A 23702-nucleotide genomic window follows, 5' to 3' on the forward strand; every position below is an offset into this window, starting at 1 on the left:
CGGAAAGGCGGATTTCGGGCCGCCTTTTCTTTTTCAGGATTTACATCACCAGTTGCGCGGACAGTTCTTCAGCTCATACGTCCAGGTATAAATGCGCTGGTCCGTGGCGTAATACCACTCGTCCCATTTGGGCGGCCGGTGGGTCGTCGTTATGTCGAGTATCTTCACATCCGGTCCGCAGATCTTGATCACCTCGTAGCGACAGGCCTGCTCCGTGCGCCCCCAGGACGACTGCGTGCAGGTGATGCGCGCATCCGTTCCCCAGCGTTTGACGCCAACCGGCATGACGCTGGCCCAAAACCCCATCGTGAAAACGAGCGGCGCGATAATCAGCAGACGCAGGACTCTCATCGGGATCTCCTTCGATTGGGCGCCCTTCAAATCCCGACCATAGTGACACTTTCGCCGCTCTTGTGAAAGGGCGTCACACCTCCCGCCCGCGCAGACGCGCGGGCAAAAGGAATTTCACGCTAGTTGCGTCAGGGACGCGGCGGGATATTCAGGGCCTTCTCGCTCGCCGGCCTTGCAAGACAGCGGTCGAGCCAGGCGCCGACATTGACGAGTTCATCGAGCTTCAAGGCCTCGCCGGCGTCGTAGAAACCGCCCAGGGTCCTCACCCAGGGGAAGGAGGCTGTGTCGGCGATCGAATAGTCGTCTCCGACGAGCCACTCCCGCCCTTCGAGCCGCCCTTCCATTACCTCGAGAAGACGGCGCGATTCCTTCGCGTAACGCTCTACGGGATAGTCGTCCTTCAGCTTGCCGGCCATGAATTTGTAGAAGTGCCCGTACTGACCGAACATCGGACCTACGCCAGCCATCTGGAAGAACACCCATTGCAGACATTCGTAGCGCCCTTGCGGATCGGCGGGCATCAGCTTTCCTGATTTTTCGGCGAGATAGACGAGTATGGCGCCTGATTCAAACAGTCCGATCGCGTCACCGCCCGGCCCAGCCGGATCTATCATCGCCGGGATCTTGCCATTCGGATTGAGAGCCAGGAATTCCGGCGTCTTCTGGTCATCCTCGAGGATATTGATCAGATGCGCCTCGTACGGCAGCCCCGTCTCCTCAAGCGCGGCCGAGACCTTGATCCCGTTCGGCGTGGCGAAGGAGTAGAGCTGGATGGCGTCAGGCCTGGATGGCGGAAAAAGCTTCGTAATGGGGAAGTCGTTCAAAGCAGTCATTTATGGATCCTGTTTTCGGGAATTCTGATTGAGGAAGGCGATTGCCTTCAATATCGGTCGACGCCGTCCACCATCAAGGGAACAATCTTCGATAATTGGCTCTGTTTAGTGAACAATCTGTAGAATATTACCCGCCTGTCCCGGCATGATTGAATTTCTATTATGCTGCAATCGACACACTTTGGAGAGATCAATGTCAAACGCAGCAACCCTTTTGATAGGACGCATTCTCCTGTCAGCTATATTCATTCTGGCTGGGCTCAACAAGCTCGGAGACCCGGCAGGGACAGCCGGATACATGACCAGTCTGGGCCTTCCTCTCGCCAGCGTCGGCGTCTGGCTCGTCATTCTGCTTGAGGTGCTCGGCGGGATCGCGGTTCTGATCGGCTTCATGACGGCGCCTGCTTCCCTGGCTCTCGCCCTGTTCTGCATCGTTTCCGCATTTCTGGCGCACTTCAATCTCGGCGACCAGACCCAGTTCGTCATGTTCTTCAAGAACCTCGCCATTGCAGGCGGTTTCCTGGTTCTCGCCGCCCATGGGCCGGGAAGCATTTCCGTGGACGCGCGCCGCAACGGCTGACAATACGGCTCATAACAAAAAACCGCAGGGCCATTGCGCATGGCCCTGCGGTTTTTCATTTCACAGGTTTATCTGCGGCGTCAGCCGCCAAAGCTGAAGATGCTTCCGAAAACATCGACGCCGCGCTCGCTGTAGACACTGGAAGCGTTGCGCGAGCCGGGTCCGATGACGATCACCTTGGTGCCGACCGGCGCCCGGCTGTAAAGATGTTCGACATCCTTGTTCATCATACGAATGCAGCCGGATGACATGTTCTGTCCGATGGTCCAGGGCTGGTTTGTGCCGTGGATACGGTAGATCGTGTCTCGACCGCCCTTGTGCAGATACATTGCGCGCGCGCCAAGCGGATTGTTGACGCCGCCCGGAACGAAGGCCGGAATATTATGACCCTTGGCGCGTTCGCGCCGTATCATGGTTGCAGGCGGACGCCAGTCCGGCCACTCGGCCTTGCGCCCGACCTTTACGGTGCCCGACCAGCCGAAACCGTCGCGTCCCACGCCGACTCCGTAGCGCGTGGCCTTGCCGTTGCCCTCGTAGTAGTAGAGGTACTTGCGGTTGGTGTCGACGATGATCGTCCCCGGCCTCTCGCTGGTGTCGATCCGAACTTTCTTGCGCTGATATTTCGCCTGCGGGCGCTTTGAACTCGAACTGTATACCGGTTCCTGCCGGTCACGGCTGAACGCCCCGGTCCCCGTTACGACAGTTGCCGATGTGGCTATAAAAGCGACCGCCAGCAATGACGAAATGAATTTTCTCACGGCTGAACTCCTGTTGATATCCCCTACCAGAACCTAGCATTCGTTGAAAAACATGCAACAAAACTTGCACGATTTCTACCTGCGGGAACTATTAAATCTTTATGCCAAAGAAGTTGACGTTCCGCTAGATATTTAGATCACAACGACTTTTGCGCCTGTAGGCACCCGCTCGTACAGATCGATCACATCTTCGTTCCGCATCCGGATGCAGCCGGAGGAAACCGCCCGACCGATCGTCCAGGGCTGATTCGTGCCGTGGATCCGGTAGAGCGTCGAACCGAGGTACAAAGCGCGCGCGCCGAGCGGATTGGCCGGACCACCCGGCATGTATTCCGGCAGGTAATGCCCTTTCTTCGCCTCGCGGCTGATCATCTCGGCCGGTGGGCGCCAGGAAGGCCATTCCGCCTTGCGCGAGACTTTGTGGGTGCCGGCCCATTCGAAACCCGGCTTTCCGACGCCGACGCCGTAGCGCCGCGCCTGGCCGTTTCCGAGCACCAGATAGAGATGCCGGCTTGGTGTGTCGATGATGATGGTTCCGGGCGCCTGGGCGGTGTCGTAGGCGACTGTTTGCGGCAGGAACACCGGATCGAGCGCCGGTTTCGCCGTCTGGGCCGCGGACGCGGTCTGCACCGGCTTGCGCCGTACAGAGCCCGTCGAGCGCCGCTGCTTCGGACGCCCCGGCTGTACGACCCTGCCGGCGCCGTGCGGCGTGCCGGGCTGGCGAAGCTGCACGACCCAGGGGGCCGTCAGATCCGGACTAAGAACTACCGGAGGACGCTGGCCATAGCGTTCGCCGGCCTCGGCCGCACCGGCCATGACTGTCGCCCCAAGGATGACGAGAACGAATTTCATATACATCGGACGTACTCTCAACACTGCGTCTGAACAGGCGCCTGACGTCGCTGTGCAGATGCGCCGACGCAGGCATTCGTCCTGAAGTCTGCATCGCCATTGGACTCCGAATGGTGAATCGCCGTGGTTAAAAGGCGCGCAATAGCAGAAAGCTTTCGGCAGGGTTATCGAGCCGTTGAAAATTGCAGTTAATGTCAGTTTAAACGCGCGGCTGCGGCGTTAACGCTTCGCTTCGCCGGCGCGATTGCTAGAATGCGCGAGTCGTTGAAACGGAGGGGCTGACGTGTCGCACAATGGACTGATCGAGGGACCGGACGGAAATCTTCGCTGCTTCTGGCATGACAACAAGGACGACTACCTTGCCTATCACGACAATGAATGGGGTCGTCCGGTCGACAACGACACGCGCCTGTTTGAAAAGATCTGCCTGGAAGGATTCCAGTCAGGCCTTTCGTGGCTGACGATCCTGCGCAAGCGGGAGAATTTCCGCGCCGCATTCGCGGGTTTCGACTTCGAGCGCGTCGCCGAATTCGACGAGACCGACGTGGAGAGGCTGGTCCAGGACGCAGGCATTATCCGCCATCGCGGCAAGATCAATTCGACGATCAACAATGCGCGCCGCGCCATCGAACTGAGGAAGGAATTCGGTTCTCTTGCGACGTATTTCTGGTCGCAGGAACCGGGCGCACACGCACGACCGGCGAAACTCGACTACGAAACGCTGCGAACGCTCGGCAAGACCGAGGAATCGACGGCGATTTCGAAGGATCTGAAGAAGCGCGGCTGGAGTTTCGTCGGCCCGACCACGGTCTACGCCTTCATGCAGGCCATGGGCCTCGTCAACGATCATATCGAAGGCTGCTGCATGCGAGAAGCGGTGGAAGACGAGCGTCGCAACTTCGTCAGACCCGTCTGAAATCCACCCGGCCGTCGCCCACGAACATGCGCCTTGCCGCTTTCCGGCCAATGGGTTAGGAAGTCCGCGATTTCAACTCCAGCTTCACCCGGACACACGCGCCCCATGGGCAAGAAAGACAAAAAGCAGCAGAAACTGAAAGCGCGGCTGCCGCGCGGTTTCGTCGACCGATCGCCGCAGGACATCCGCGCGACGGAGAAGATGGTGTCCGGAATCCGCGAGGTTTTCGAACTTTACGGGTTCGACCCGGTGGAAACGCCGATGTTCGAATACACCGACGCGCTGGGCAAGTTTCTGCCGGACAGCGACCGCCCGAACGAGGGCGTCTTCTCGCTGACCGATGACGACGAGCAGTGGATGAGCCTGCGCTATGACCTGACCGCGCCGCTGGCGCGCCATGTCGCGGAAAACTTCAACGACATCCAGCTGCCCTATCGCACCTATCGCAACGGCTGGGTGTTCCGAAACGAAAAGCCGGGTCCGGGACGGTTCCGCCAGTTCATGCAATTCGACGCCGATACGGTGGGCGCGCCCGGCGTGCAGGCGGACGCCGAAATGTGCATGATGATGGCCGACACGATGGAGACGCTCGGCGTCCGCCGGGGCGACTACGTCATCCGCGTCAATAACCGGAAAGTTCTGGATGGTGTGATGACGGCCATCGGCATCGGCGGTGACGACCATGCCGACACCCGGCTGACCGTGCTGCGCGCGATCGACAAGCTCGACAAGTTCGGAACCGAAGGCGTTCGGCTGCTGCTTGGCGCCGGTCGCAAGGACGAGAGCGGCGATTTCACCAAGGGCGCCGGTCTCGAAGCGGACGCCATCGACACTGTTCTCGCCTTTGTCGGCGCCGGGGGCGGAAGCAACGCCCTGACCATCGCCAATCTCGAACAGGTGATCGCCGGCGGCGACGCCGGACAGGACGGCGTTGCGGAACTGAAGCTGATGGCGCAGCTCTTCGACGCCGCAGGTTACGAAGAAGACCGCGTCCGCATTGACCCCTCCGTGGTGCGCGGTCTCGAATACTATACCGGCCCGGTTTACGAGGCGGAACTGCTCTTCGACGTCACCAACGAGAAGGGCCAGACAGTGCAGTTCGGCTCGGTCGGCGGCGGCGGACGCTATGACGGACTGGTGTCGCGCTTCATGGGGCAGCCTGTTCCGGCGACAGGGTTTTCGATCGGCGTGTCGCGCCTGATGACGGCGCTGAAGAACCTCGGCAAGCTGGATGCGATCGATGTTGCCGAACCGGTCATCGTCTGCGTGATGGACCGCGATATCGAGAGTATGGGGCGCTATCAGGGCTTTGTCAGCAGCCTGCGTTCCGCCGGCGTTCGCGCCGAGATGTTCCAGGGCAATCCGAAGAATTTCGGCAAGCAATTGCAATACGCCGACCGGCGCGGCTGTCCGATCGCGATCATCCAGGGCTCGCAGGAGCGCGATGAAGGCGTGGTCCAGATCAAGGATCTGATCGAGGGCAAGCGGCTGTCCGGCGAAATCGAGGACAACGCCGCCTGGCGCGAAAGCCGCCCGGCGCAAATCTCCGTGTCGGAAAGCGACCTTGTCGCCGAAGTGCAGAAAATCCTCGCCGCCCAGGCCGAAGACCGCAAGACGGCTTAACCATGGCGCACCGACCCGCTTTTTCAGACGGCATTCTGGAGTTTTTCGCCGACCGCGACACGAGAGCCGTGGAGATTCCGGTGCTGCAGCCGGCCGATCCGTTTCTCGATACGGCGGGCGAAGATCTCAGACGGCGCATCTTTCTCACCCAGAACGAGCTGGGCGACATGTTGTGCCTGCGGCCGGAGTTCACGATCCCGGTGTGTCTCAGACATATCGGGACGGCGGCCGGCACGCCGCAGCGCTATTCCTATCTTGGCGAGGTGTTCCGGCAGCGGCGCGACGGCGAGACCGAATTCTTCCAGGCCGGCATCGAGGATCTCGGCAACGAGGCTTTCGCCGAGGCCGACGCCCGCGCCGTCAGCGAAGCGATCGAAACGCTCGCCCGCCTGCTTCCGGCCGACAATTTGCAGGTCACGCTTGGCGACCAGACGGTGTTCGAAGCGGTGGTCGAGGCGCTCGGGCTTCCCGAGGGGTGGCAGACCCGCCTGATCAGGGCTTTCGGCGACGCCGCGCAGATCGATCTGCTCCTGCAGAACCTCGCCGGAGAGCGGCGCGCAGCCGAAGGCCTCGATGACGATCTGGCCGGATATGTCCGATCGGGCGACGTGGCCGGACTGACCGACCTCATCGACAGGCGTATGCACGAAACCGGATTTCTCTCCAACACCAGCCGCGGCCCGGCGGAGATCGCCGAGAGGCTGGTGGAAAAGGCCCGACTCTCCGCCACGCATCTCGATCCCAAGGCGCTGGACATATTGAAGACCTTCCTGGCGCTCAACGCTTCGCTGGACGAAGCCGGCGGATCGCTCGCCGCCTTTTCGCGCATCGCCGGGATCGATCTGAGCGATGCGCTTGCGCTTTTCGAAAGCAGGGTCGCCGCATTGAAAGAAATGGGCGCCCGGACAGACGCGATCCGTTACCGCGCCGCTTTCGGCCGGCCGCTCGACTACTATACCGGTCTCGTCTTCGAAATCTCGGTCAGGGGCTCGGTGCTCGCCGGCGGCGGCCGTTTCGACCGGCTTCTGACGTTGCTCGGCGCGCCGAAACCGATTCCGGCCGTCGGCTTTTCGCTGTGGCTCGACCGGATCGATACGGCGGTGGAAGGAGGCGCGCCATGACCGTGACCATCGCCCTTCCCTCCAAGGGCCGCATCAGAGACGGCTCGATCGAGGCCTTCGAGGCCGCCGGCATACAGATCTCCGCCGTCGGCAACGAACGGTCCTATCGCGGCCGTATCGACGGGATCGAGAACGTCGAGGTCGCCTATCTTTCCGCCTCGGAGATTGCGCGGGAACTCGGGCGGGGCAGCATCGACATTGGCCTCACCGGCGAAGACCTTGTCCGCGAGGATGTCGCAGCGCTGCATTCCAGGGTGGCGTTCCGCTCGCGCCTCGGGTTCGGCAAGGCGGATGTGGTCGTGGCGGTTCCGGAAGTCTGGTTCGACGTCGACACCATGGCTGATCTCGGCGACGTCGCGGCCGATTTTCGCCTGCGGCATGGCCGGCGTCTGAGGATCGCGACGAAATACTGGAGCCTGACGCAGCAGTTCTTCTCCGCCAAGCACGGCATCCAGGTCTACCGGATCGTCGAGAGCCTGGGCGCGACCGAGGGCGCGCCGGCTTCCGGCCAGGCCGACATCATCGTCGACATCACCTCGACTGGATCGACGCTCAAGGCCAATCACCTGAAGATCCTGACCGACGGCGTCATCCTGCAATCCGAGGTCTGTCTGGTGGAAGCGCTGAAGGACCGGACCGAGGAAGACAGGGATACGATTGAAAGCCTTGTGAGCCGGATCGAAGCGGCGCTGGGGCCCGCCTGATCAATCCGTCAGTTCGACGGGGCGCGGCCCGCCCCAGGCCCAGTCCAGCAGTTTCGCCGTATGGACCACCGGAACACCGGTCGCCATGCCGATCTGCGTGATGCATCCGACATTGCCTGCGGCGACGATATCGGGCTTTGTCGCCTCGATGTTTTTCACTTTTCGGTCGCGCAGACGCGTTGCGATTTCCGGCTGCATTATGTTGTAGGTGCCGGCCGATCCGCAGCACAGATGCCCCTCCGCCGGCTCCCTGACGCGAAACCCCGCTTTCTCCAGAAGCAGTCGCGGTTCGAGTTTGATCTTTTGACCATGCTGCATGGAACAGGCCGAATGATAGGCGACCGTGCGGTCGACGACGATCGCCGGCTCCGGCAGGTCGAGCGTCGCCAGATATTCGGTAATGTCGCGGGCAAGGCCGGAAACCCGGGCCGCCTTTTCCCTGTAGGCCGGATCCTCGCGCAGCATGAAACCGTAGTCCTTGATCGTCGTGCCGCACCCGGACGCCGTGATGATGATCGCGTCGAGCCCCTCGCCCTCGATTTCGCGAGTCCAGGCGTCGACATTGACGCGCGCGGCGGCAAGCGACTGCTCCTCACGGCCCATATGATGGACCAGCGAGCCGCAGCAGGCCTCGCCTTCAGGCACTACGACCTCGACGCCGAGGCGCGTTAACAGCCGTATCGCGGCGGCGTTTGTTTCGGGCTCCAGAACCTGCTGGGCGCAGCCGGTGAGAAGCGCGACGCGCTGCCTGCGTTTTGCGGACGGGCTGTGGACGCCCGGCTTTGCGAAGGGCGATTTCGGCGCGATGCGCCGTGGCGCCAATTCCAGCATCGCAGCGAGTGGTCTCAAACCCGGCAGGCGCGCCAGGACCGGACGGAAGGGCCACCCTAGCCGCGCAACGCGAAGCGCTGCGCGAAACCGGTCCGGATAGGGCAGCACCATTGTCAGCACTTGCCGGATAAACCGGTCCATCACAGGTCTTTTGTAAGTCTTTTCGATATGCGCCCGGGCGTGATCGACCAGATGCATGTAGTGCACGCCGGAGGGACAGGTCGTCATGCAGGACAGGCACGACAGGCAGCGGTCGATATGGCGGACCACCGTCTCGTCCGCCGGCCGGTCGTTTTCCAGCATGTCCTTGATGAGATAGATGCGGCCGCGCGGGCTGTCGAGTTCGTTGCCGAGCGTCACATAGGTCGGGCAGGTGGCCGTGCAGAAGCCGCAATGGACGCAGCTTCTGAGGATCTTTTCGGATTCGGCGACGGCGCTGTCTCTGAGCTGCTCAGCCGAAAATTGCGTCTGCATGCCTGTTTCGCCGCCTCAGAACAGCCAGGTGTCGACATTGGCGACAGGCTCGTTGCGCGCAAGCAACTGGATCCCTTTAATGCAGCGAATAACGTACCAGACGAGGGCAACGATCATCAGGATGAACCCGATGCCTACAACCGCCAGAACAGTACAGATGATCGAATAAAGCACGCCAATCCAGAACGTCCGGATTGCATACGTATAATGCGTATCGATCCAGTCTTCCGATTTTCCGCGGTTGATATAGGCGAATACCAATCCGACTATGACGGAAAGCCCGATCGCCAGACTGACAAGATACAGAATATAGACGAGCTGCGCGTTCTGCTTGCCCGGGTCGAACCAGCCGGCGGCGTTTTCACCCTGGTTGTTCTGCATATCCGACATAGCGTCCTCTCCGTTTTCGAACCTTCCAGCGGCACTGTATCACAGTCGCTGATCGTGGCTACCGTGTTCACATGAAGCCGGACATGCGACCCGGATTGAGGACCCCCGCCGGATCGAACTGCTCCTTCAACCGCTGCGACAGGGCTGCGAGCGCTTTCGGCTGCGGTTCGAAAACCGGAACGGAGGCGCGCAGGGCCGCAGGGGCGCGCGCAAGCGTCGCGTGGCCGCCGCCGAGTTTCGCAATGGTCCGCCGCACAATGTCGGCCTCGGCGTCGGCTTCCATCCGCAGCCAGACGAGACCACCCTGCCAGTCGTAGTAGGCGTCGACGCCGGTTTGCAGGCGAAGACTGCCGACAAGCACATGGCCCTGCGACGGCGCAATGGAAATGCGCCAGACGGCGCGCTGCGTGCCGTCACAGAAGGGTTTTACGTCGCGGATCTCCCGCCAGAGAACAGCCGAGGTTTCAGCATCCAGGCTCTCACAGGGACCAACCTTCCCCAGAATTTCGCGCAACCGTTTTTCGCGATAACGCACCGATGGTTCGAAGCCTTCGAGACGGAAAACCGTCGCCGACCCGTCCGGCAGTCCGCGGTCGATGAAATGAGACCGCACGCTTTCGGGAAGGTGGGCCGCCGCCGACACTTCCGTGTCGGACCCCATGGCGTGCGCCATGACATCGGCCGCATCGCCGTCGGCAAGGCCGCTCAAAACAAGCGTCGAACTGGTTTCCGATTTCGGAAGCACCTTGAAAGTCAGTTCCGTGAAGACGCCCAGCGTGCCCCAGGATCCTGAGAGACCGCGCGACAGATCATAGCCGGTGACGTTCTTCACCACCCTGCCGCCGGACTTGATGACGTCGCCGCGGCCCGTCACTGCGCGAATGCCGAGGACATGGTCGCGGGCCGCTCCCGCCTTGATGCGGCGGGGTCCGGACAAATTGCAGGCAAGGAGGCCGCCGACCGTGCCACGCTCGCCTTCGCTTCCCAAAAGCCCGCGATAATCCAATGGCTCGAACTGGAGCTCCTGGTTGTTCTCGTCGAGCAGCGCTTCGATCTCGGCGACGGACGTGCCGGCGCGCGCCGTCAACACCAGTTCCTCCGGTTCGTAGAGCGTGACGCCGGACACCGCCGAGAGATCCAGGGTGTCCGCAACCTGCATGGGCGCGCCAATGCCGCGCTTCGAGCCGTGGCCGAGGATTTCGAGCGGCTTTCTCTCGGAAACCGCCCAGGACACCGTGTCTAGAACCTGCTTCTCGTCCTGCGGTCGCAAGACTTCGTCGGTCGGATACGCGGACATCTCTGTCAGAACCTCGGAATGTCCGGAAACGGCAACTGACCACGGGAAATGTGCATGCGGCCCATTTCCGCGCAACGATGCAGTTCCGGAAACACCTTGCCCGGATTGAGCAGGTGCTTTTCGTCGAAGGCGCATTTGACGCGGATTTGCTGGTTGAGATCCTCCTCATTGAACATTTCCGGCATGAGGTCCCGCTTCTCCACGCCAACGCCGTGTTCTCCCGTCAGCACACCGCCCACCTCGACGCAGAGCCGCAGGATGTCGTTGCCGAAATCCTCGGCGCTCTGCAACTCGCCGGGCTTGTTGGCGTCATACAGGATCAACGGATGCAGATTGCCGTCGCCGGCGTGGAAGACATTGGCGACGGCCAGGCCGTATTTTTCGGAGAGGCTCCGCATGCCGGCGAGCACCTGAGGCAGCGCCTTGCGCGGAATGGTGCCGTCCATGCAGTAGTAGTCCGGCGAGATGCGCCCGACGGCCGGAAACGCCGCCTTGCGGCCGGCCCAGAAGCGCTGCCTTTCCTCTTCGCTTTCGGACACGCGCGAGGTCACGCAGCCATTCGATCCGGCGATGCGCTCGACTTCGCCGATCAGCGCCTCGACTTCTGCGGCCGGACCGTCAAGTTCAACGATCAGCAGAGCTTCGACATCCAGCGGGTAGCCGGCGTGGACAAAATCTTCAGCCGCCTTGATCGCCAGCCTGTCCATCATCTCCATGCCGCCCGGAATAATGCCGGCGCCGATAATGTCGGCGACGCACTGGCCGGCCTGCTCGCTGGTCGGAAAACCGATCAGCACAGCGCGCGCGGTTTCCGGCTTGCGCAGGATCCGCACCGTGACTTCCGTGACCACGCCGAGCAGGCCTTCCGATCCAGTCATGAGACCCAGAATATCGTAGCCGGCGCTGTCGAGATGCCTGCCGCCGACGCGAATCACGTCCCCGTTGATCAACACCATCTCGATGCCCAGAACATTGTTGGTCGTCAGGCCGTATTTCAGGCAATGGACGCCGCCGGCGTTCTCCGCGACGTTGCCGCCGATCGAACAGGCGATCTGCGACGAGGGATCGGGCGCGTAATAGAAACCGTCACCGGCGACCGCATTGGTGATGCCGAGATTGGTGACGCCCGGCTGCACGACGGCGACGCGATTGTCGTAATCGATCTCGAGGATGCGGTTGAAGCGCGACATGACCAGAAGCACGGCGTCCTGCAACGGCAGCGCGCCGCCGGAAAGGGAGGTGCCGGAGCCGCGCGGCACAACGCGGACGCCGTATCGGTGGCAGTATTTCAGCACGCGCGAAACCTGTTCGACGGTTTCCGGCAGAACGACGACGAGCGGCAATTGGCGATAGGCGGTGAGACCGTCCGTCTCGAAGGCGCGCATCTCGTTGGTCGTATCGACGACCCCCTCGCCCGGCACGATATCGCGCAGATCGTCGACGATGCGCGCGCGCTCGGCGAGCGTCTTGACGTCGGGGTCCGGCATTCGCGGTCCTGTCATGGCGGCCTCCTCCTGCCGAATTCACGGCTTCAATTCATTGCTGACTGGTTCTAGAACACAGAAACGAACGGAAGCAAAATCATTATGCAGAATCTCGGCGATCTGGAAATATTCGCGCAGGTTGTCGCAACCGGCAGCCTGTCGGCGGCGGGCCGCGAACTGGGGCTTTCGCCCGCGATGGTCTCCAAGCGGCTGAAGCGACTGGAGGACAGTCTCGGCACGCGCCTCGTGCAGCGCACGACGCGCCAGGTCTCCCTGATGGAGACCGGCAAGGGTTTCTACGAGCGCGTCACCGCCATACTGGCCGGCATCGAGGAAGCGCAAGCCTTCGCCGCAAGACGGTCGCAGCAGGCGCGCGGCGTGCTCAAGGTGTCCGCGCCGACCTCCTTCGGCCGCATGCATATCGCGCCCAATCTCAAGGCTTTCATGGGCGCCAATCCGGATCTTTCGATCGATCTTTCGCTGAGCGACCGCTTCGTCGACATCGTCGCAGACGGATTCGATATCGCTATCCGCATCGGCGAACTCGCCGATTCCAGCCTCGTCGCCCGAAGGCTGGCGCCTGTCAGGCGGATTCTGTGCGCGACGCCGGACTATCTCGCCCGTCACGGCAGCCCACAAACCATCGCGGACCTTTCGAACCATGTCCTGTTGCCGCCGCACAACAACGACCCCTGGCGACTGGAAGGACCGGACGGACCGCTCGTCTACCGGCCCGACGGACCGCTGATGACGAATTCCAGCGAGGTGATCCGGGAATGCGTGATCTCCGGTCTCGGCATCGCGCTCCGCTCAACCTGGGACATATCGGCGGAACTGAAAGCGGGCAGGCTGACGCAAGTGTTGCCGGCCTATGAGGGCTCGCGCAATCTCGCCGTCTACGCGGTCTACGCCAGCCGCCAGTTCCTGCCGGCCAAGATTCGCGTTTTCGTCGACTACTGGGCGGAGCTGTTCGGGCCGCGGCCCTATTGGGAGAATTAGCCGATGGTCCGGCGCGCTCATCACAAACAATTGACGAAATTCAGGCCCGTTTGATAGCGTCGCGCGATGCGTTGGAGGCATCCGCCTCCGACACTCCTTTCAAGGCGCGCAGGCCATGACACGCATTCTCTCGATCATGCACGAATTTCCGGCAGAAACGGATCGCGGCACGCTGCATTTAATGTCGCAGGGGTTCGAGGTCGAGGAGATACGACCCTATCTCGGCGAGGCGCTGCCGGACCTCACCGACGATATCGCGGGCGTGAAAATCCAGGGCGGCGCGCAATTTGTTTCCGATCTCGAGGCTTTTCCCTATCTGCGCGACGAGGCGGAGTTCGCGCGCGCCGTCATGGAGCGCGGCATACCGCTGCTCGGCATCTGTCTCGGGGGGCAGCTGATTGCGCATGTGCTGGACGCGACCGTTGACTACCATCCGGAGGAAAATGTCGCGCTCGGTTATTACCCGCTTCGCCCGACAGGCGCCGGTCTCGACTGGTTTCCGGAAGAGTTCATCGTGCTCGCCGCCAATGCGCAGGGTTTCGACTGTCCGGCCGGTGCGACCTTGCTGGCCGCGGGCGACGTGTTTCCCAATCAGGCCTTCATCTACGGCGACCGCACCATCGCCTTCCAGTTTCACCCGGAAGTGACGCGTCCGATGCTCGATCGCTGGCAGCAGGAACTGTCCCACAATATCGGCAAGCCCGGAACCCAGTCGGTGGAGGAACAGAACCGCGGCTTCGACCTGCACAACGAGACGCTCGGCGCGTGGTATTTCGATTTTCTGGACCGCTTCTTCTGACGCGTCTCGGGAAAATAACTTATTGCGCGCAACCAGCCAGAGAACTATCGTCCGTCCATGCCTGTATCATCTGAAATTCTGCTGACCTTCATGCTCGCCAGCTTTGTGCTGCTGGTCATTCCGGGACCGACCATCATCATGGTCATTTCCCAGGCGCTTGCGCATGGCCGGCGCGTCGCTTTCGCCAGCGTTGCAGGCGTGGGGCTCGGCGACCTGGCGGCCGCATCGCTGTCAATCATCGGGGTCGGAACCATTCTGGCGACTTCGGCGACCGTTTTCATGATCGTCAAATGGCTGGGCGCGGCCTATCTGATTTACATCGGCGTAAAGATGTGGCGCGACCCGGTGAGCTTGCCGGAGTTCGATTTTGACGGCGGCGCCCAGCGCTCCCGCTGGCCGGTGTTTCGCGACTCCTTTCTGGTGACGCTCTTCAACCCGAAAGGCATCGTCTTCTTCATGGCGTTTGTGCCGCAATTCATCACGCCGTCGGCGCCGTTCGCGCCTCAGGCGTCGATCTTCGTCGCGGTCTTCGTGATACTGGGCATCGCGAACGCCTGGGCCTATGCGCTGCTTGCCAGCGGCGCCCGGCAGGTCATCCGGCGCCCGGCTGTTTTGAGAGCCGCCTCGCGCAGCGGCGCGGTCATGCTGATCGGCGCAGGCGTCGCGTCGGCCTTTGCCCGCCGAAGCTGAACGACGCCAAAAGCCTCTTCATGCGCGCCAATTTCAGAATGCAGCGACTTTACGTCGATCAGCCGATCGGGAAAGACGCGCGTCTGCCGACCGACCGGGACCAGTTCAATTACCTGGCAAACGTGTTGCGCTACGCCGAAGGCGACCGGGTTCTCGTCTTCAACGGCCGCGACGGCGAATGGTCGGCGCGCATCGCCTATACCGCCCGCAAGCGGATAGAACTTGTTATCGACGAACAGACGCGCCTGCAGCCTGAGGCGCCTGACCTCGTTTACCTTTTCGCGCCCCTGAAACAGGGCCGGCTCGACTACATGATCCAGAAGGCTGTCGAGATGGGCGCCGGCGTCTTGCAGCCGGCGCTGACCCATCACACGCAGAGCCACAAGATCAACATGGCGAAAATGGAGCGCTATGCGATAGAGGCCGCGGAACAATGCGGCGTACTCGCCATTCCCGAAGCGCGCGATCCGCAACCGCTCGCTGAACTCCTGAACGGTTGGGAAGCGTCGCGCCGCATCATCTTCTGCGACGAAGGAGCGCAAACACACAACCCGATCGAGATTCTGCAGGCGGTGACGGAGGACAAGCTGGCGCTGCTGATCGGCCCGGAAGGCGGATTTTCCGACGACGAGCGCGATCTGCTGCATTCCCTCGACTTCGTGACGGCAATACCGCTTGGGCCGCGCATTCTGCGCGCCGATACGGCGGCGGTCGCCGCCCTGGCGGTCTTACAGTCAACCATCGGCGACTGGTAGCATGAAAGATTATCTAGAATTTCTGAACGATCAGGTCAGCGCTTTTCACTTGCGCCGAACGCCAATCCGGTCCAAGCAGCACGGCGAGAAACGTCACCCTACTGTCACGGCCATGTGGCCCGAGTACCAGAGCTGACCCATGGCGCGAGATACGACCAACCAGACACCTGTATCGTCCATCGACGACCTCGTCTCCTACCTGGCGGAGGGATGCAAGCCGCCCGAGAAATTCCGGATCGGCACCGAGCACGAGAAATTCGCCTTCTTCCGCGAGGACAAATCCCCGGTTCCCTATGAGGGGCCCCGCTCGATTTCGGCGCTCCTGAACGGCATGCACGAGCTGCTCGGCTGGGAGCCGATCATTGACGCCGGCAAGATTATCGGCCTCGTCGAGCCGACCGGCATGGGCGCCATTTCGCTGGAGCCGGGCGGCCAGTTCGAACTGTCCGGCGCGCCTCTGGAGAACATTCACCAGACCTGCCGCGAATCAAACGCGCATCTGGCGCAGTTGCGCGAAGTCGCAGAACCGATGGGCATTGGTTTTCTGGGCCTCGGCGGCAGTCCGAAATGGACGCGCGAGGAAACGCCGCGCATGCCGAAGTCGCGCTACGACATCATGACGAACTACATGACCAAGGTCGGCAGCCAGGGCCTCGACATGATGTATCGCACCTGCACGATCCAGGTGAACCTCGACTTTTCGTCAGAGGCGGACATGCGCCGCAAAATGCAGGTTTCCCTGAAGCTTCAGCCGCTGGCGACGGCGCTGTTCGCCTTTTCGCCTTTTACGGAAGGAAAACCGAACGGCCTGCTTTCCTGGCGCTCGAACATCTGGCGCGACACCGACAAGGATCGCACCGGCATCCTGCCCTTCGCCTTCGCGCCCGACTACGGCTTCGCCGACTATGTGGAATGGGCGCTGGACATTCCAATGTATTTCGTTCTGCGGGATGGAAAATATCACGACTGCACGCATGTCACCTTCCGGCAATTCATGAACGGGGCGCTGAAGGATGAACTGCCCGACGGCGTGGCCAATATGGGCGACTGGACAAACCATCTTTCGACGCTGTTTCCCGAAGTGCGGTTGAAGCAGTTTCTGGAGATGCGCGGCGCCGACGGCGGCCCCTGGCGCAAGATCTGCGCCCTGCCCGCCTTCTGGGTCGGGCTGCTCTATGACGAAACGTCACTATACGCCGCTGAAGAACTCACGAAGGACTGGACCGTCGAACAGGTGCAAACGTTGCGCGACGATGTTCCGGCAAAGGGGCTCGACGCTGAAATCAACGGCGTCGACCTGCATACGCTGTCGCGGCAGGTGCTCGGCCTGTCCAGGCAGGGCCTGCAACGTCGGGCCCGCCTCAACGATGACGGCAATGACGAAACGCACTTCCTGGCGCCGCTGGAAGAAACCGTGGCGCGCGGCAAGACGGCGGCCGGCCTTCTGCTCGACCTCTACCACGGCAAATGGCAGGAATCGGTGGAGCCGGTTTTCGAGGAATTCTCGTACTGATCGCGCTGTGCGGCCGGGCGAACACTGCCCTTTCGCTTCATCCTTTCTGAACATATACTCGGCAGAACGCCTGCATGCACACGCAACAGGCAGCGAAAGGATGTGTCCGGCCATGCTACCGCTCTACGACATGATGATGCAGGCGCAAAACGGCGAGGCGATGCGGGTGATGGCGCGGCAGTTCGGGCTGGACGAGGACCAGGCCGCGCGCGCCATGGAAGCCTTGATGCCTGCCTTTTCGACCGGCCTGAAGCGCAAGGCGACCAATCCGTACACGATGATGGATTTCTGGCAGGCTTTCGCCGATCCGGGCCATACGCAATATTTCGAGAATATGACGAAGGCTTTCACGCCCAAGGGCATCGATGAAGGCAACCATATTCTCGGCCAGTTGTTCGGCTCGAAGGAAATCAGCCGGGCGGTCGCCTATCAGGCCGCGCAGTTCTCGGGGTTAAGCCAGGAAATTCTCAAGCAGATGATGCCTGTTATCGCGGCCTCCATGATGGGCGGGCTCTACAAACAGGCGTCGAACGCATTCGGCGCAAACTCCGCGCAGGGCGCAAACGTCTTTACCGACATGATGGAACAGATGACCGGCGTTCGACAGAAGCCGAAGGAATTCGAATATCCCTTCGTGACGATGATGGAGCAGATGTTCGGGAGCGGAAAAAAGGAACCGGATAAAAAACCTGCGGTCGACAATCCGTTCATGAAGATGTTCGAAGACATGATGGCCGCCAGCATGCCTTCATCGAAACCCGAACCGGAACCTGAACCCGAGAAATCCGCCAACCCCTACGACAAGCTTTTCGGGAATATGTTCGAGGCGGGAATAGAGATCCAGAAAGACTACCAGAAAAACATGGAGTCGATTTTCGACACCTATGTATCGGGCGCAAAGAAGCAATAGCCCGTAAAAACCCGGCGACTGTCACTCCAGCCGCCGGGAGGGAGCGGGCACAGGGCACGTGACCCGCGGGGAAAGCATGGCGTCTGGCCGCTTTGCCGTTTCATCGCCCTTGCGGGCTAGCGCCGAACGACGTCAACGACCAGACATTCACCTTACAGGGACAATGATCTGCGAGACCGCCGGCGCAGCGCGGCGCGCGTCAGTTCGTTTGAGTAATCATCGAATGCGCCGCCGCGAACGGCGTAGCGCACGTCATCGCGCCGCAATCCGATATCCGCAAGCTGGCTGTCGGTAAACTCCAGCAACCGGTACACTTCGCGCCGGTTTCGATAGCGGCGCACAAAGGAGCCGAGCGTGTTCCAGTAGGCAGCAAAGCGACCTTTCGGCTTGAATGTCGTATCGAGTAGCAATTGTGTCTGTCTGTCTGTCATGTCAGTCTCCTTTCCGCGCCTGCCTCTCTGATGCCGAAGGCAGAAAAACGCTGTGCTTCAGGTGGCTTCACCGAGTGAGTTGAATCCGGTTGTTGGGAAACCCGCCTTGTCGACGACGGGAAGTCATCGACAGTGCGAACATTTCAAACCTTGACTAATCAGTCCAGTGAATGTTTCTAATGTTTATGATCATCTTTTTTGATATGAGACCGATATGGCTTCGCCCCTCGACATCGACCAATTGAGAACGTTTATCGCCATCGTCGACATTGGCAGCTTCACGCGCGCGGCGGAGGAGGTGAACAAGACCCAGTCCGCCGTCTCCATGCAGATGCGAAGGCTGGAGGAGCGGATCGGCAAATCGCTCTTTGAAAAGGACGGCCGCGTGAACCGGCTGACGGCGGAAGGCGAGCGGCTGATGCCCTACGCCCGCCGCATGGTGCGGCTGAGCAACGAAACGCTTGCGGCGTTCGACGACAATGCGCTGGCCGGCAGCATCAGGCTCGGAACGCCGGACGACTACGCCGACCGCTACATGCCCGACATCATCGCCCGGTTCGCGAAGACCAACCCGAATGTCGAATTGTCGATCATGTGCGAGCCGTCCCGAGATCTCATCGACCGGCTGGAGCGCAACGAGCTCGATATCGCGCTTGTGACGCATAGTCCGCGGAACTGGCGCTCACGCATGCTGAGGGCGGAGCCGCTCCTGTGGGTGACCTCGATGGCGCATTCAGTGCACCAGAACGACCCGGTGCCGTTGGCGGTCGGGCGGCTCAGTTGCGACTGGCGGCAACTGGGATGCGCGGCGCTCGATTCGACGGGCCGCAAATACCAGATCCTTTTCACGAGCTTTTCGTCCACCGTCGTCGCATCGGCGGTGCTTGCGGGGCTGGCCGTGTCCATCCTGCCGGAATCCGCACTGAGGCCAGGCATGCGTATTCTGACTGCCGCAGACGGATTTCCTTCGCTGCCATCCGCCGAAATCGGCATGATCCGGCGGGCCGGCGTTCCGACCGCGCTGATGGACGCCATCACCGAGCATGTCGCGGCGAGCCTCGACAACATCTCGAACACATCGATTGACGAGGGCGGCGAGGCCACCGCTTCCAACCTTATGCAGAACAACCGGATTCGCAACGAGTTGATGTTTTCGAGCTGGTAGGCGGGCGCGTTTACTTGCGCCGGCGTTCTTGACCTCGCCGCCCGAAACAGGCGCTATGGGGTCATGTCGACACAGCAGACGAGCGATTCGCCCAGCAATCTGACGGAATACACCGTCAGCGAGATTTCAGGTTCGATCAAGCGCACCGTCGAGGACGCTTTCGGGCATGTGCGCCTGCGCGGCGAAATATCCGGCTATCGCGGACCGCATTCGTCGGGACACGCCTATTTCTCACTGAAGGACGACAGGGCGCGCATCGAGGCGGTGATTTGGCGCGGCGTATTCTCGCGACTGAAATTCAAGCCCGAAGAAGGCATGGAGATGATCGCGACCGGGAAGGTCACGACCTATCCGGGCTCCTCCAAGTATCAAATCGTCATCGAACAGCTTGAACCGGCCGGGGCCGGCGCCTTGATGGCGCTTCTGGAAGAACGGCGGAAGAAACTCGCCGCGGAGGGCCTGTTCGACGATAATCGCAAGCAGCTCCTGCCCTTCATGCCCGAGGTCATAGGCGTCATCACCTCGCCGACCGGGGCGGTGATCCGCGATATCCTGCACCGGATCAGCGACCGCTTTCCAGTGCATGTCGTCGTCTGGCCGGTGCGCGTTCAGGGCGAGACCAGCGGACCGGAAGTTGCGGCCGCGATCAAAGGCTTCAACGCTCTCGACAAGGACGGAGCCATTCCGCGGCCTGACTTGCTGATCGTTGCGCGCGGGGGCGGCAGCCTGGAGGATCTCTGGGGCTTCAATGACGAGGAGGTTGTGAGAGCCGCGGCGGCGTCAGGCATTCCGCTGATTGCCGCCGTCGGCCACGAGACCGACTGGACCCTGATCGACCATGTCGCGGACCGCCGCGCCCCGACGCCGACGGGCGCGGCCGAAATGGCTGTTCCGGTCAAGGCGGATCTGGAAGCCGATCTCTCGGCGCTGGCCGCGCGTCACTCCGGAGGACTGACGCGGCTTCTCGACGCCAGACGCCAGGCCGTGCGCGCGATGGCCCGCGCGCTGCCTTCCATCGACATGCTGCTTGCCCTTCCGCGCCGCCGCTTTGACGAGTCGGCCGGCAATCTTGGCCGGGCGCTGCAACTGAATACAGCCAACAAGAGGCGCGACTTCGAGCGTCGCGCCCAGCGGATAACGCCGGAATCCCTGTTGCGGAGGTTCCTGCAGAAGCGTCAGCGGATCGGCGAACTGGCGAACGCCTATGACCGGCGCGTCGAACGCATGCAGGACCGGCTCGCAGGAAGGCTGTCGAACGCGACAAGCCGTCTTTCACTGAGGCCGGCGCTCGCGCGTATTGACCAGGGACGCACAGGCCTGCAGGGCCTTGCCGGGCGTAGCGACAAGGCGATCTCCCTGCTTTCCGAAAGACAGCGCCGCCGTCTGAACGAGGCGGGGCGACTGCTTGACTCCATGTCCTACAAGAACGTTCTGCAGCGCGGGTACGCCGTCATACGCGACGCCGGCGAGAACGTGGTGGACAGGGCGTCAGATCTGTCTTCCGGCGACGCCGTATCGATCGAGTTCAAGGACGGTCGCGTCGACGCCGTCACTGCCGGCGGATCAGCCGGCAAGGCCAAACCGAAACCCGCCGCCCGGAAGAAACCGGCAGGACAGGGCAGCCTGTTCTGATCACTTTCTGAGCATGCCCAACCGGCTGCCGGAAATCAGCGACGTGATGTCGAGCAGAACCTGCGGCGCGGCCAAACCTCCGGGGCAGGCAAGATAGTTTGGCGTCCAGACCGGATCGAATTTCTGCTTGTAGGACCGCAATCCCTCGAAGTGGTAGAAATCCTCGCCGCGCTTGTAGATCTGCGTTCCGATCCGGTTCCAGGTCGTTGCCAAAGGGTGGTCGGCGAGGCCGGCAAGCGGGGCCGCGCCGAGATTGAACCAGCGGTAATGATCCGATTGCGCATAAAGCAGCAATTCGGCAAAGAGATAATCCATGACCACGTTGGAAGCGCCGGGGACAAAGCGCATCAGATCGATCGCCATTTCCTCGCGGTCGGATCCGCGCAGGACATTGGCGAACGCGATAATCTCCTCATCGCGCCAAATGACGGCCATGTCGAAATTCATCAGATAGGGCTCGTCGAAACTTCCGAGCGCAAAGCGTTTCTCGCTTCCCGACTTGCCGTCCAGCCAGGCGTCCGAGACCCGGCGCAGAGACGGCAAGTGGGGCGTAATCCAGGAAGCCGGAACGATTTCGAATGACAGGCCCTCCTTGCTGGCGCGCCGCTGCGCATGTCGCAGATCTTTCTTGCCGTGCCCTTGAAGCGTAAAGCCTGCGAGATCGACCCGGGCGACCTCGCCGATCTTCAAAACCGACAAGCCCATATCGACGTAGAGAGGCAAATAATCGGTTCCAACAGCGTAAAAGGCCGGGCGATAGCCGTCGCGATCGGCCATTTCCCTGAACCGCCAGGCCAGATTTTCTCCCTCGCCGCGGTCTCCCACCGGATCGCCCTTGGCGACCAGCGTGCGGCCGCTGACGCCGTACATGAGAAAGGCGTTCTCTTGCGGAGAGATCAGAAACGACTTGTCGCCGAGCAGCGCGATGGTCGACTCGGCCTTCGGCGATTGCGCCACCAGTTCGCGCACGCTTTCGGCAATCGTTTCGCCCGGGCCAATTGTGAGGGTGCGCCTGTTGAGGAGCATAAAGAGACCGATTGCAAAGACCGCCACGGCCATCACGAAAGCCGAACGCAGGAAACGCGATGCGTCGCTGTCCCACCCGAAACGCCACCAGACATCGCTGGCGAATGCGGCGTTGCGATGGGCGAAGAAACCGAGCCAGACAGCAGATGCCAGCGTGACGAGCATCAACATCAGCCAGAACGGCGTGAGCGCGAGAAAAGAGTCTCCGGACCGGCGATGGAACGCCTCCCGAAATGGAAGAAGCACCAGGAAGACGACGACGAGGCCAGCCGCCAGATAGAGATTCAGCCCCTTGCCGAGCGCGAAAAGAGCGCCTGCGAGCAGTAGCCCGAGAACAGCGTAATATCCGCTGCGGCGGCGTCTGAGCAATGCATGAGAAATGATGATCAAAGCCAGTCCGACGAGGCTCGCCAGCATATGGGACGATTCGAAAATCGCCAGCGACAGGTTGGACTTCAGCCATTCATGCCCGGACGAGCCAACCGGGATTGACCCGGACAGCATCAGCGCGAACCCGGCCGCGAAGGTCAGTCCGGCGGCAAGCGGCGGCACGAGCGGTTGCGTCACACGGCCAATCTCGCCGACGCCGCCCTTGATGGCGCGCCCGCCATGGAAAAGCTCTGTCGCCAGCATGACGATGACGACCGGAACGACCGGAACGATATAGTAGATCAGCCTGTAGAGAACGAGTGCGCCGAGCACGTCGGGTCTTCCGCTTGCGCCCAGCCCGGCGATCACCGTCGCGTCGAATACGCCGAGGCCGCCCGGCGCATGGCTGGCGGTGCCCAGAATGACCGCCGATATGTAAACGATGAAGAAGCTTCCCGGCGATCCGGCGATATCGGCGGGCAGAAGCACATAAAGCGTCGCTGCCGACGCCCCGACATCGACGAAACCGGCGCACAGCTGCAAGAGGCCGACGCGCAATCCCGGCAATGTGACCTGCATGCCGCGAAACGCGATGCGGCGTGAGCCCGTTGCAATCCACACAAAATAAGCAAGGAACACGATCAGAATGAAGACGCCGATCGCACGCAACACGAAGGCCGGGATCGGCACGAGTTGATGGACTCCTTGCGGCTCAAACGCCAGCGCGCAGCCGATCAGCGATCCAACGCCCAGCCAGAGACACATCCATGAAAGGAAAATGATCTGGCCGATGGAGGAAAACTCTATTCCGCCGCGACTGTAGATGCGGTAGCGCAAGGCGCCGCCGGTCAGGACGTGAAAACCGATCGCATCCGACAAGGCGAAACCGGCGACGCCCGCCCAGGCGGCCGTGCGCAGCCGAATCCTTCCCGGCGCAACCAGCCTGACGGCCAGCATCTCGTAGCAGGCAATTGCGGTAAAGCTGGTCATCATGGTCAGGAACGCAAGTACGATCGAACGCGTCGGCGTCTCACGAATGTCGTCCATGACCTGCTGCAGAGAAACGTTCTCGGTAAACCTGTGCAGCACATAGAAAGCGAATGCGATCAAAAAGATCGCGACGAGGGCTGTCAGGACGTGCAGAAGGTTTCGTCTTTTGGCGATTGCCTGCATTGCCGCTCCGAAGTTTCGCTGGAACT

At 61.6% G+C, this 23702-nt stretch carries 23 protein-coding genes; 13 read left to right on the top strand and 10 right to left on the bottom strand.

Annotation, left to right across the window (positions count from 1 at the left end; all coding sequences use genetic code 11):
* Positions 1-45: 45 nt before the first annotated feature.
* Both K1W69_RS09465 and K1W69_RS09470 read right to left on the bottom strand, forming a co-directional pair.
* A complete protein-coding gene (locus tag K1W69_RS09465; protein WP_220228119.1) occupies positions 46-351 on the bottom strand; it encodes a hypothetical protein in 306 nt (101 codons plus the stop codon).
* A gap of 128 nt (positions 352-479) precedes the next feature.
* On the bottom strand, positions 480-1184 hold the full coding sequence (locus K1W69_RS09470) for a glutathione S-transferase N-terminal domain-containing protein (protein WP_220228120.1): 705 nt from the start codon (positions 1182-1184) through the stop codon (positions 480-482).
* Positions 1185-1377: 193 nt separating this feature from the next.
* Between K1W69_RS09470 and K1W69_RS09475 the strand changes: the two genes are divergently transcribed.
* Positions 1378-1764 (top strand): DoxX family protein, encoded by a 387-nt coding sequence (locus K1W69_RS09475; protein ID WP_220228121.1) that lies wholly within the window; start codon positions 1378-1380, stop codon positions 1762-1764.
* An 80-nt stretch (positions 1765-1844) separates the two neighbouring features.
* Here the strand turns inward: K1W69_RS09475 and K1W69_RS09480 are convergent, their stop codons facing one another.
* Positions 1845-2522, bottom strand: a complete 678-nt coding sequence (locus K1W69_RS09480) for a L,D-transpeptidase (RefSeq protein WP_220228122.1) — start codon at positions 2520-2522, stop codon at positions 1845-1847.
* A 132-nt stretch (positions 2523-2654) separates the two neighbouring features.
* Positions 2655-3380: a L,D-transpeptidase gene (locus tag K1W69_RS09485; protein WP_220228123.1), complete on the bottom strand. Its 726-nt coding sequence runs from the start codon at positions 3378-3380 to the stop codon at positions 2655-2657.
* A 277-nt stretch (positions 3381-3657) separates the two neighbouring features.
* On the opposite strand from K1W69_RS09485, the gene K1W69_RS09490 reads away from it, so the two are divergent.
* The 4 genes from K1W69_RS09490 to hisG all read left to right on the top strand — a co-directional run bounded on the left by K1W69_RS09490 (position 3658) and on the right by hisG (position 7738).
* A complete protein-coding gene (locus tag K1W69_RS09490; RefSeq protein WP_220228124.1) occupies positions 3658-4290 on the top strand; it encodes a DNA-3-methyladenine glycosylase I in 633 nt (210 codons plus the stop codon).
* A gap of 105 nt (positions 4291-4395) precedes the next feature.
* On the top strand, positions 4396-5913 hold the full coding sequence (hisS, locus tag K1W69_RS09495) for a histidine--tRNA ligase (RefSeq protein ID WP_220228125.1): 1518 nt from the start codon (positions 4396-4398) through the stop codon (positions 5911-5913).
* A 2-nt stretch (positions 5914-5915) separates the two neighbouring features.
* On the top strand, positions 5916-7034 hold the full coding sequence (locus K1W69_RS09500) for an ATP phosphoribosyltransferase regulatory subunit (RefSeq protein WP_220228126.1): 1119 nt from the start codon (positions 5916-5918) through the stop codon (positions 7032-7034).
* The gene (gene hisG / locus K1W69_RS09505; protein ID WP_220228127.1) at positions 7031-7738 is read left to right on the top strand and encodes an ATP phosphoribosyltransferase; all 708 of its coding nucleotides are present in this window, start codon (positions 7031-7033) and stop codon (positions 7736-7738) included. The genes K1W69_RS09500 and hisG overlap by 4 nt, the downstream gene beginning before the upstream one ends.
* On the opposite strand, the gene glcF is transcribed toward hisG, so the two are convergent.
* The 4 genes from glcF to K1W69_RS09525 form a co-directional block, all read right to left on the bottom strand.
* Positions 7739-9043 (bottom strand): glycolate oxidase subunit GlcF, encoded by a 1305-nt coding sequence (gene glcF, locus K1W69_RS09510; RefSeq protein WP_220228128.1) that lies wholly within the window; start codon positions 9041-9043, stop codon positions 7739-7741.
* 15 nt (positions 9044-9058) lie between these two features.
* Complete coding sequence (locus K1W69_RS09515; protein ID WP_220228129.1) at positions 9059-9433, bottom strand: DUF4870 family protein; 375 nt, start codon at positions 9431-9433, stop codon at positions 9059-9061.
* A gap of 67 nt (positions 9434-9500) precedes the next feature.
* The gene (gene glcE, locus K1W69_RS09520) at positions 9501-10730 is read right to left on the bottom strand and encodes a glycolate oxidase subunit GlcE (protein ID WP_220228130.1); all 1230 of its coding nucleotides are present in this window, start codon (positions 10728-10730) and stop codon (positions 9501-9503) included.
* 5 nt (positions 10731-10735) lie between these two features.
* On the bottom strand, positions 10736-12232 hold the full coding sequence (locus K1W69_RS09525) for an FAD-linked oxidase C-terminal domain-containing protein (protein WP_220228131.1): 1497 nt from the start codon (positions 12230-12232) through the stop codon (positions 10736-10738).
* Positions 12233-12316: 84 nt separating this feature from the next.
* Between K1W69_RS09525 and K1W69_RS09530 the strand changes: the two genes are divergently transcribed.
* The 6 genes from K1W69_RS09530 to K1W69_RS09555 all read left to right on the top strand — a co-directional run bounded on the left by K1W69_RS09530 (position 12317) and on the right by K1W69_RS09555 (position 17880).
* Positions 12317-13213 (top strand): LysR family transcriptional regulator, encoded by an 897-nt coding sequence (locus K1W69_RS09530; protein ID WP_220228132.1) that lies wholly within the window; start codon positions 12317-12319, stop codon positions 13211-13213.
* Positions 13214-13328: 115 nt separating this feature from the next.
* The gene (locus tag K1W69_RS09535; protein ID WP_220228133.1) at positions 13329-14012 is read left to right on the top strand and encodes a glutamine amidotransferase-related protein; all 684 of its coding nucleotides are present in this window, start codon (positions 13329-13331) and stop codon (positions 14010-14012) included.
* Between the two features lie 57 nt (positions 14013-14069).
* Positions 14070-14702, top strand: a complete 633-nt coding sequence (locus K1W69_RS09540) for a LysE family translocator (RefSeq protein WP_220228134.1) — start codon at positions 14070-14072, stop codon at positions 14700-14702.
* A gap of 20 nt (positions 14703-14722) precedes the next feature.
* Positions 14723-15457, top strand: coding sequence for a 16S rRNA (uracil(1498)-N(3))-methyltransferase (locus K1W69_RS09545; RefSeq protein ID WP_220228135.1), 735 nt, complete (start codon positions 14723-14725; stop codon positions 15455-15457).
* A gap of 139 nt (positions 15458-15596) precedes the next feature.
* Positions 15597-16970: a glutamate--cysteine ligase gene (locus K1W69_RS09550; protein ID WP_220228136.1), complete on the top strand. Its 1374-nt coding sequence runs from the start codon at positions 15597-15599 to the stop codon at positions 16968-16970.
* Between the two features lie 112 nt (positions 16971-17082).
* The gene (locus K1W69_RS09555) at positions 17083-17880 is read left to right on the top strand and encodes a DUF937 domain-containing protein (protein WP_220228137.1); all 798 of its coding nucleotides are present in this window, start codon (positions 17083-17085) and stop codon (positions 17878-17880) included.
* Positions 17881-18032: 152 nt separating this feature from the next.
* Here K1W69_RS09555 and K1W69_RS09560 read toward each other — a convergent pair whose 3' ends face one another.
* A complete protein-coding gene (locus K1W69_RS09560; protein ID WP_220228138.1) occupies positions 18033-18311 on the bottom strand; it encodes a DUF1127 domain-containing protein in 279 nt (92 codons plus the stop codon).
* A 214-nt stretch (positions 18312-18525) separates the two neighbouring features.
* Between K1W69_RS09560 and K1W69_RS09565 the strand changes: the two genes are divergently transcribed.
* Positions 18526-19476 carry a LysR substrate-binding domain-containing protein gene (locus K1W69_RS09565; RefSeq protein ID WP_220228139.1) on the top strand — a complete coding sequence of 317 codons (951 nt, stop codon included), beginning with the start codon at positions 18526-18528 and terminating at the stop codon, positions 19474-19476.
* Positions 19477-19539: 63 nt separating this feature from the next.
* Complete coding sequence (gene xseA, locus K1W69_RS09570; protein WP_220228140.1) at positions 19540-21108, top strand: exodeoxyribonuclease VII large subunit; 1569 nt, start codon at positions 19540-19542, stop codon at positions 21106-21108.
* Here xseA and mprF read toward each other — a convergent pair whose 3' ends face one another.
* The gene (mprF, locus tag K1W69_RS09575; RefSeq protein ID WP_220228141.1) at positions 21109-23676 is read right to left on the bottom strand and encodes a bifunctional lysylphosphatidylglycerol flippase/synthetase MprF; all 2568 of its coding nucleotides are present in this window, start codon (positions 23674-23676) and stop codon (positions 21109-21111) included.
* Between the last annotated feature and the right edge of the window lie 26 nt (positions 23677-23702).

Source organism: Flavimaribacter sediminis (assembly GCF_019492055.1).
Lineage (GTDB): Bacteria > Pseudomonadota > Alphaproteobacteria > Rhizobiales > Rhizobiaceae > Flavimaribacter > Flavimaribacter sediminis.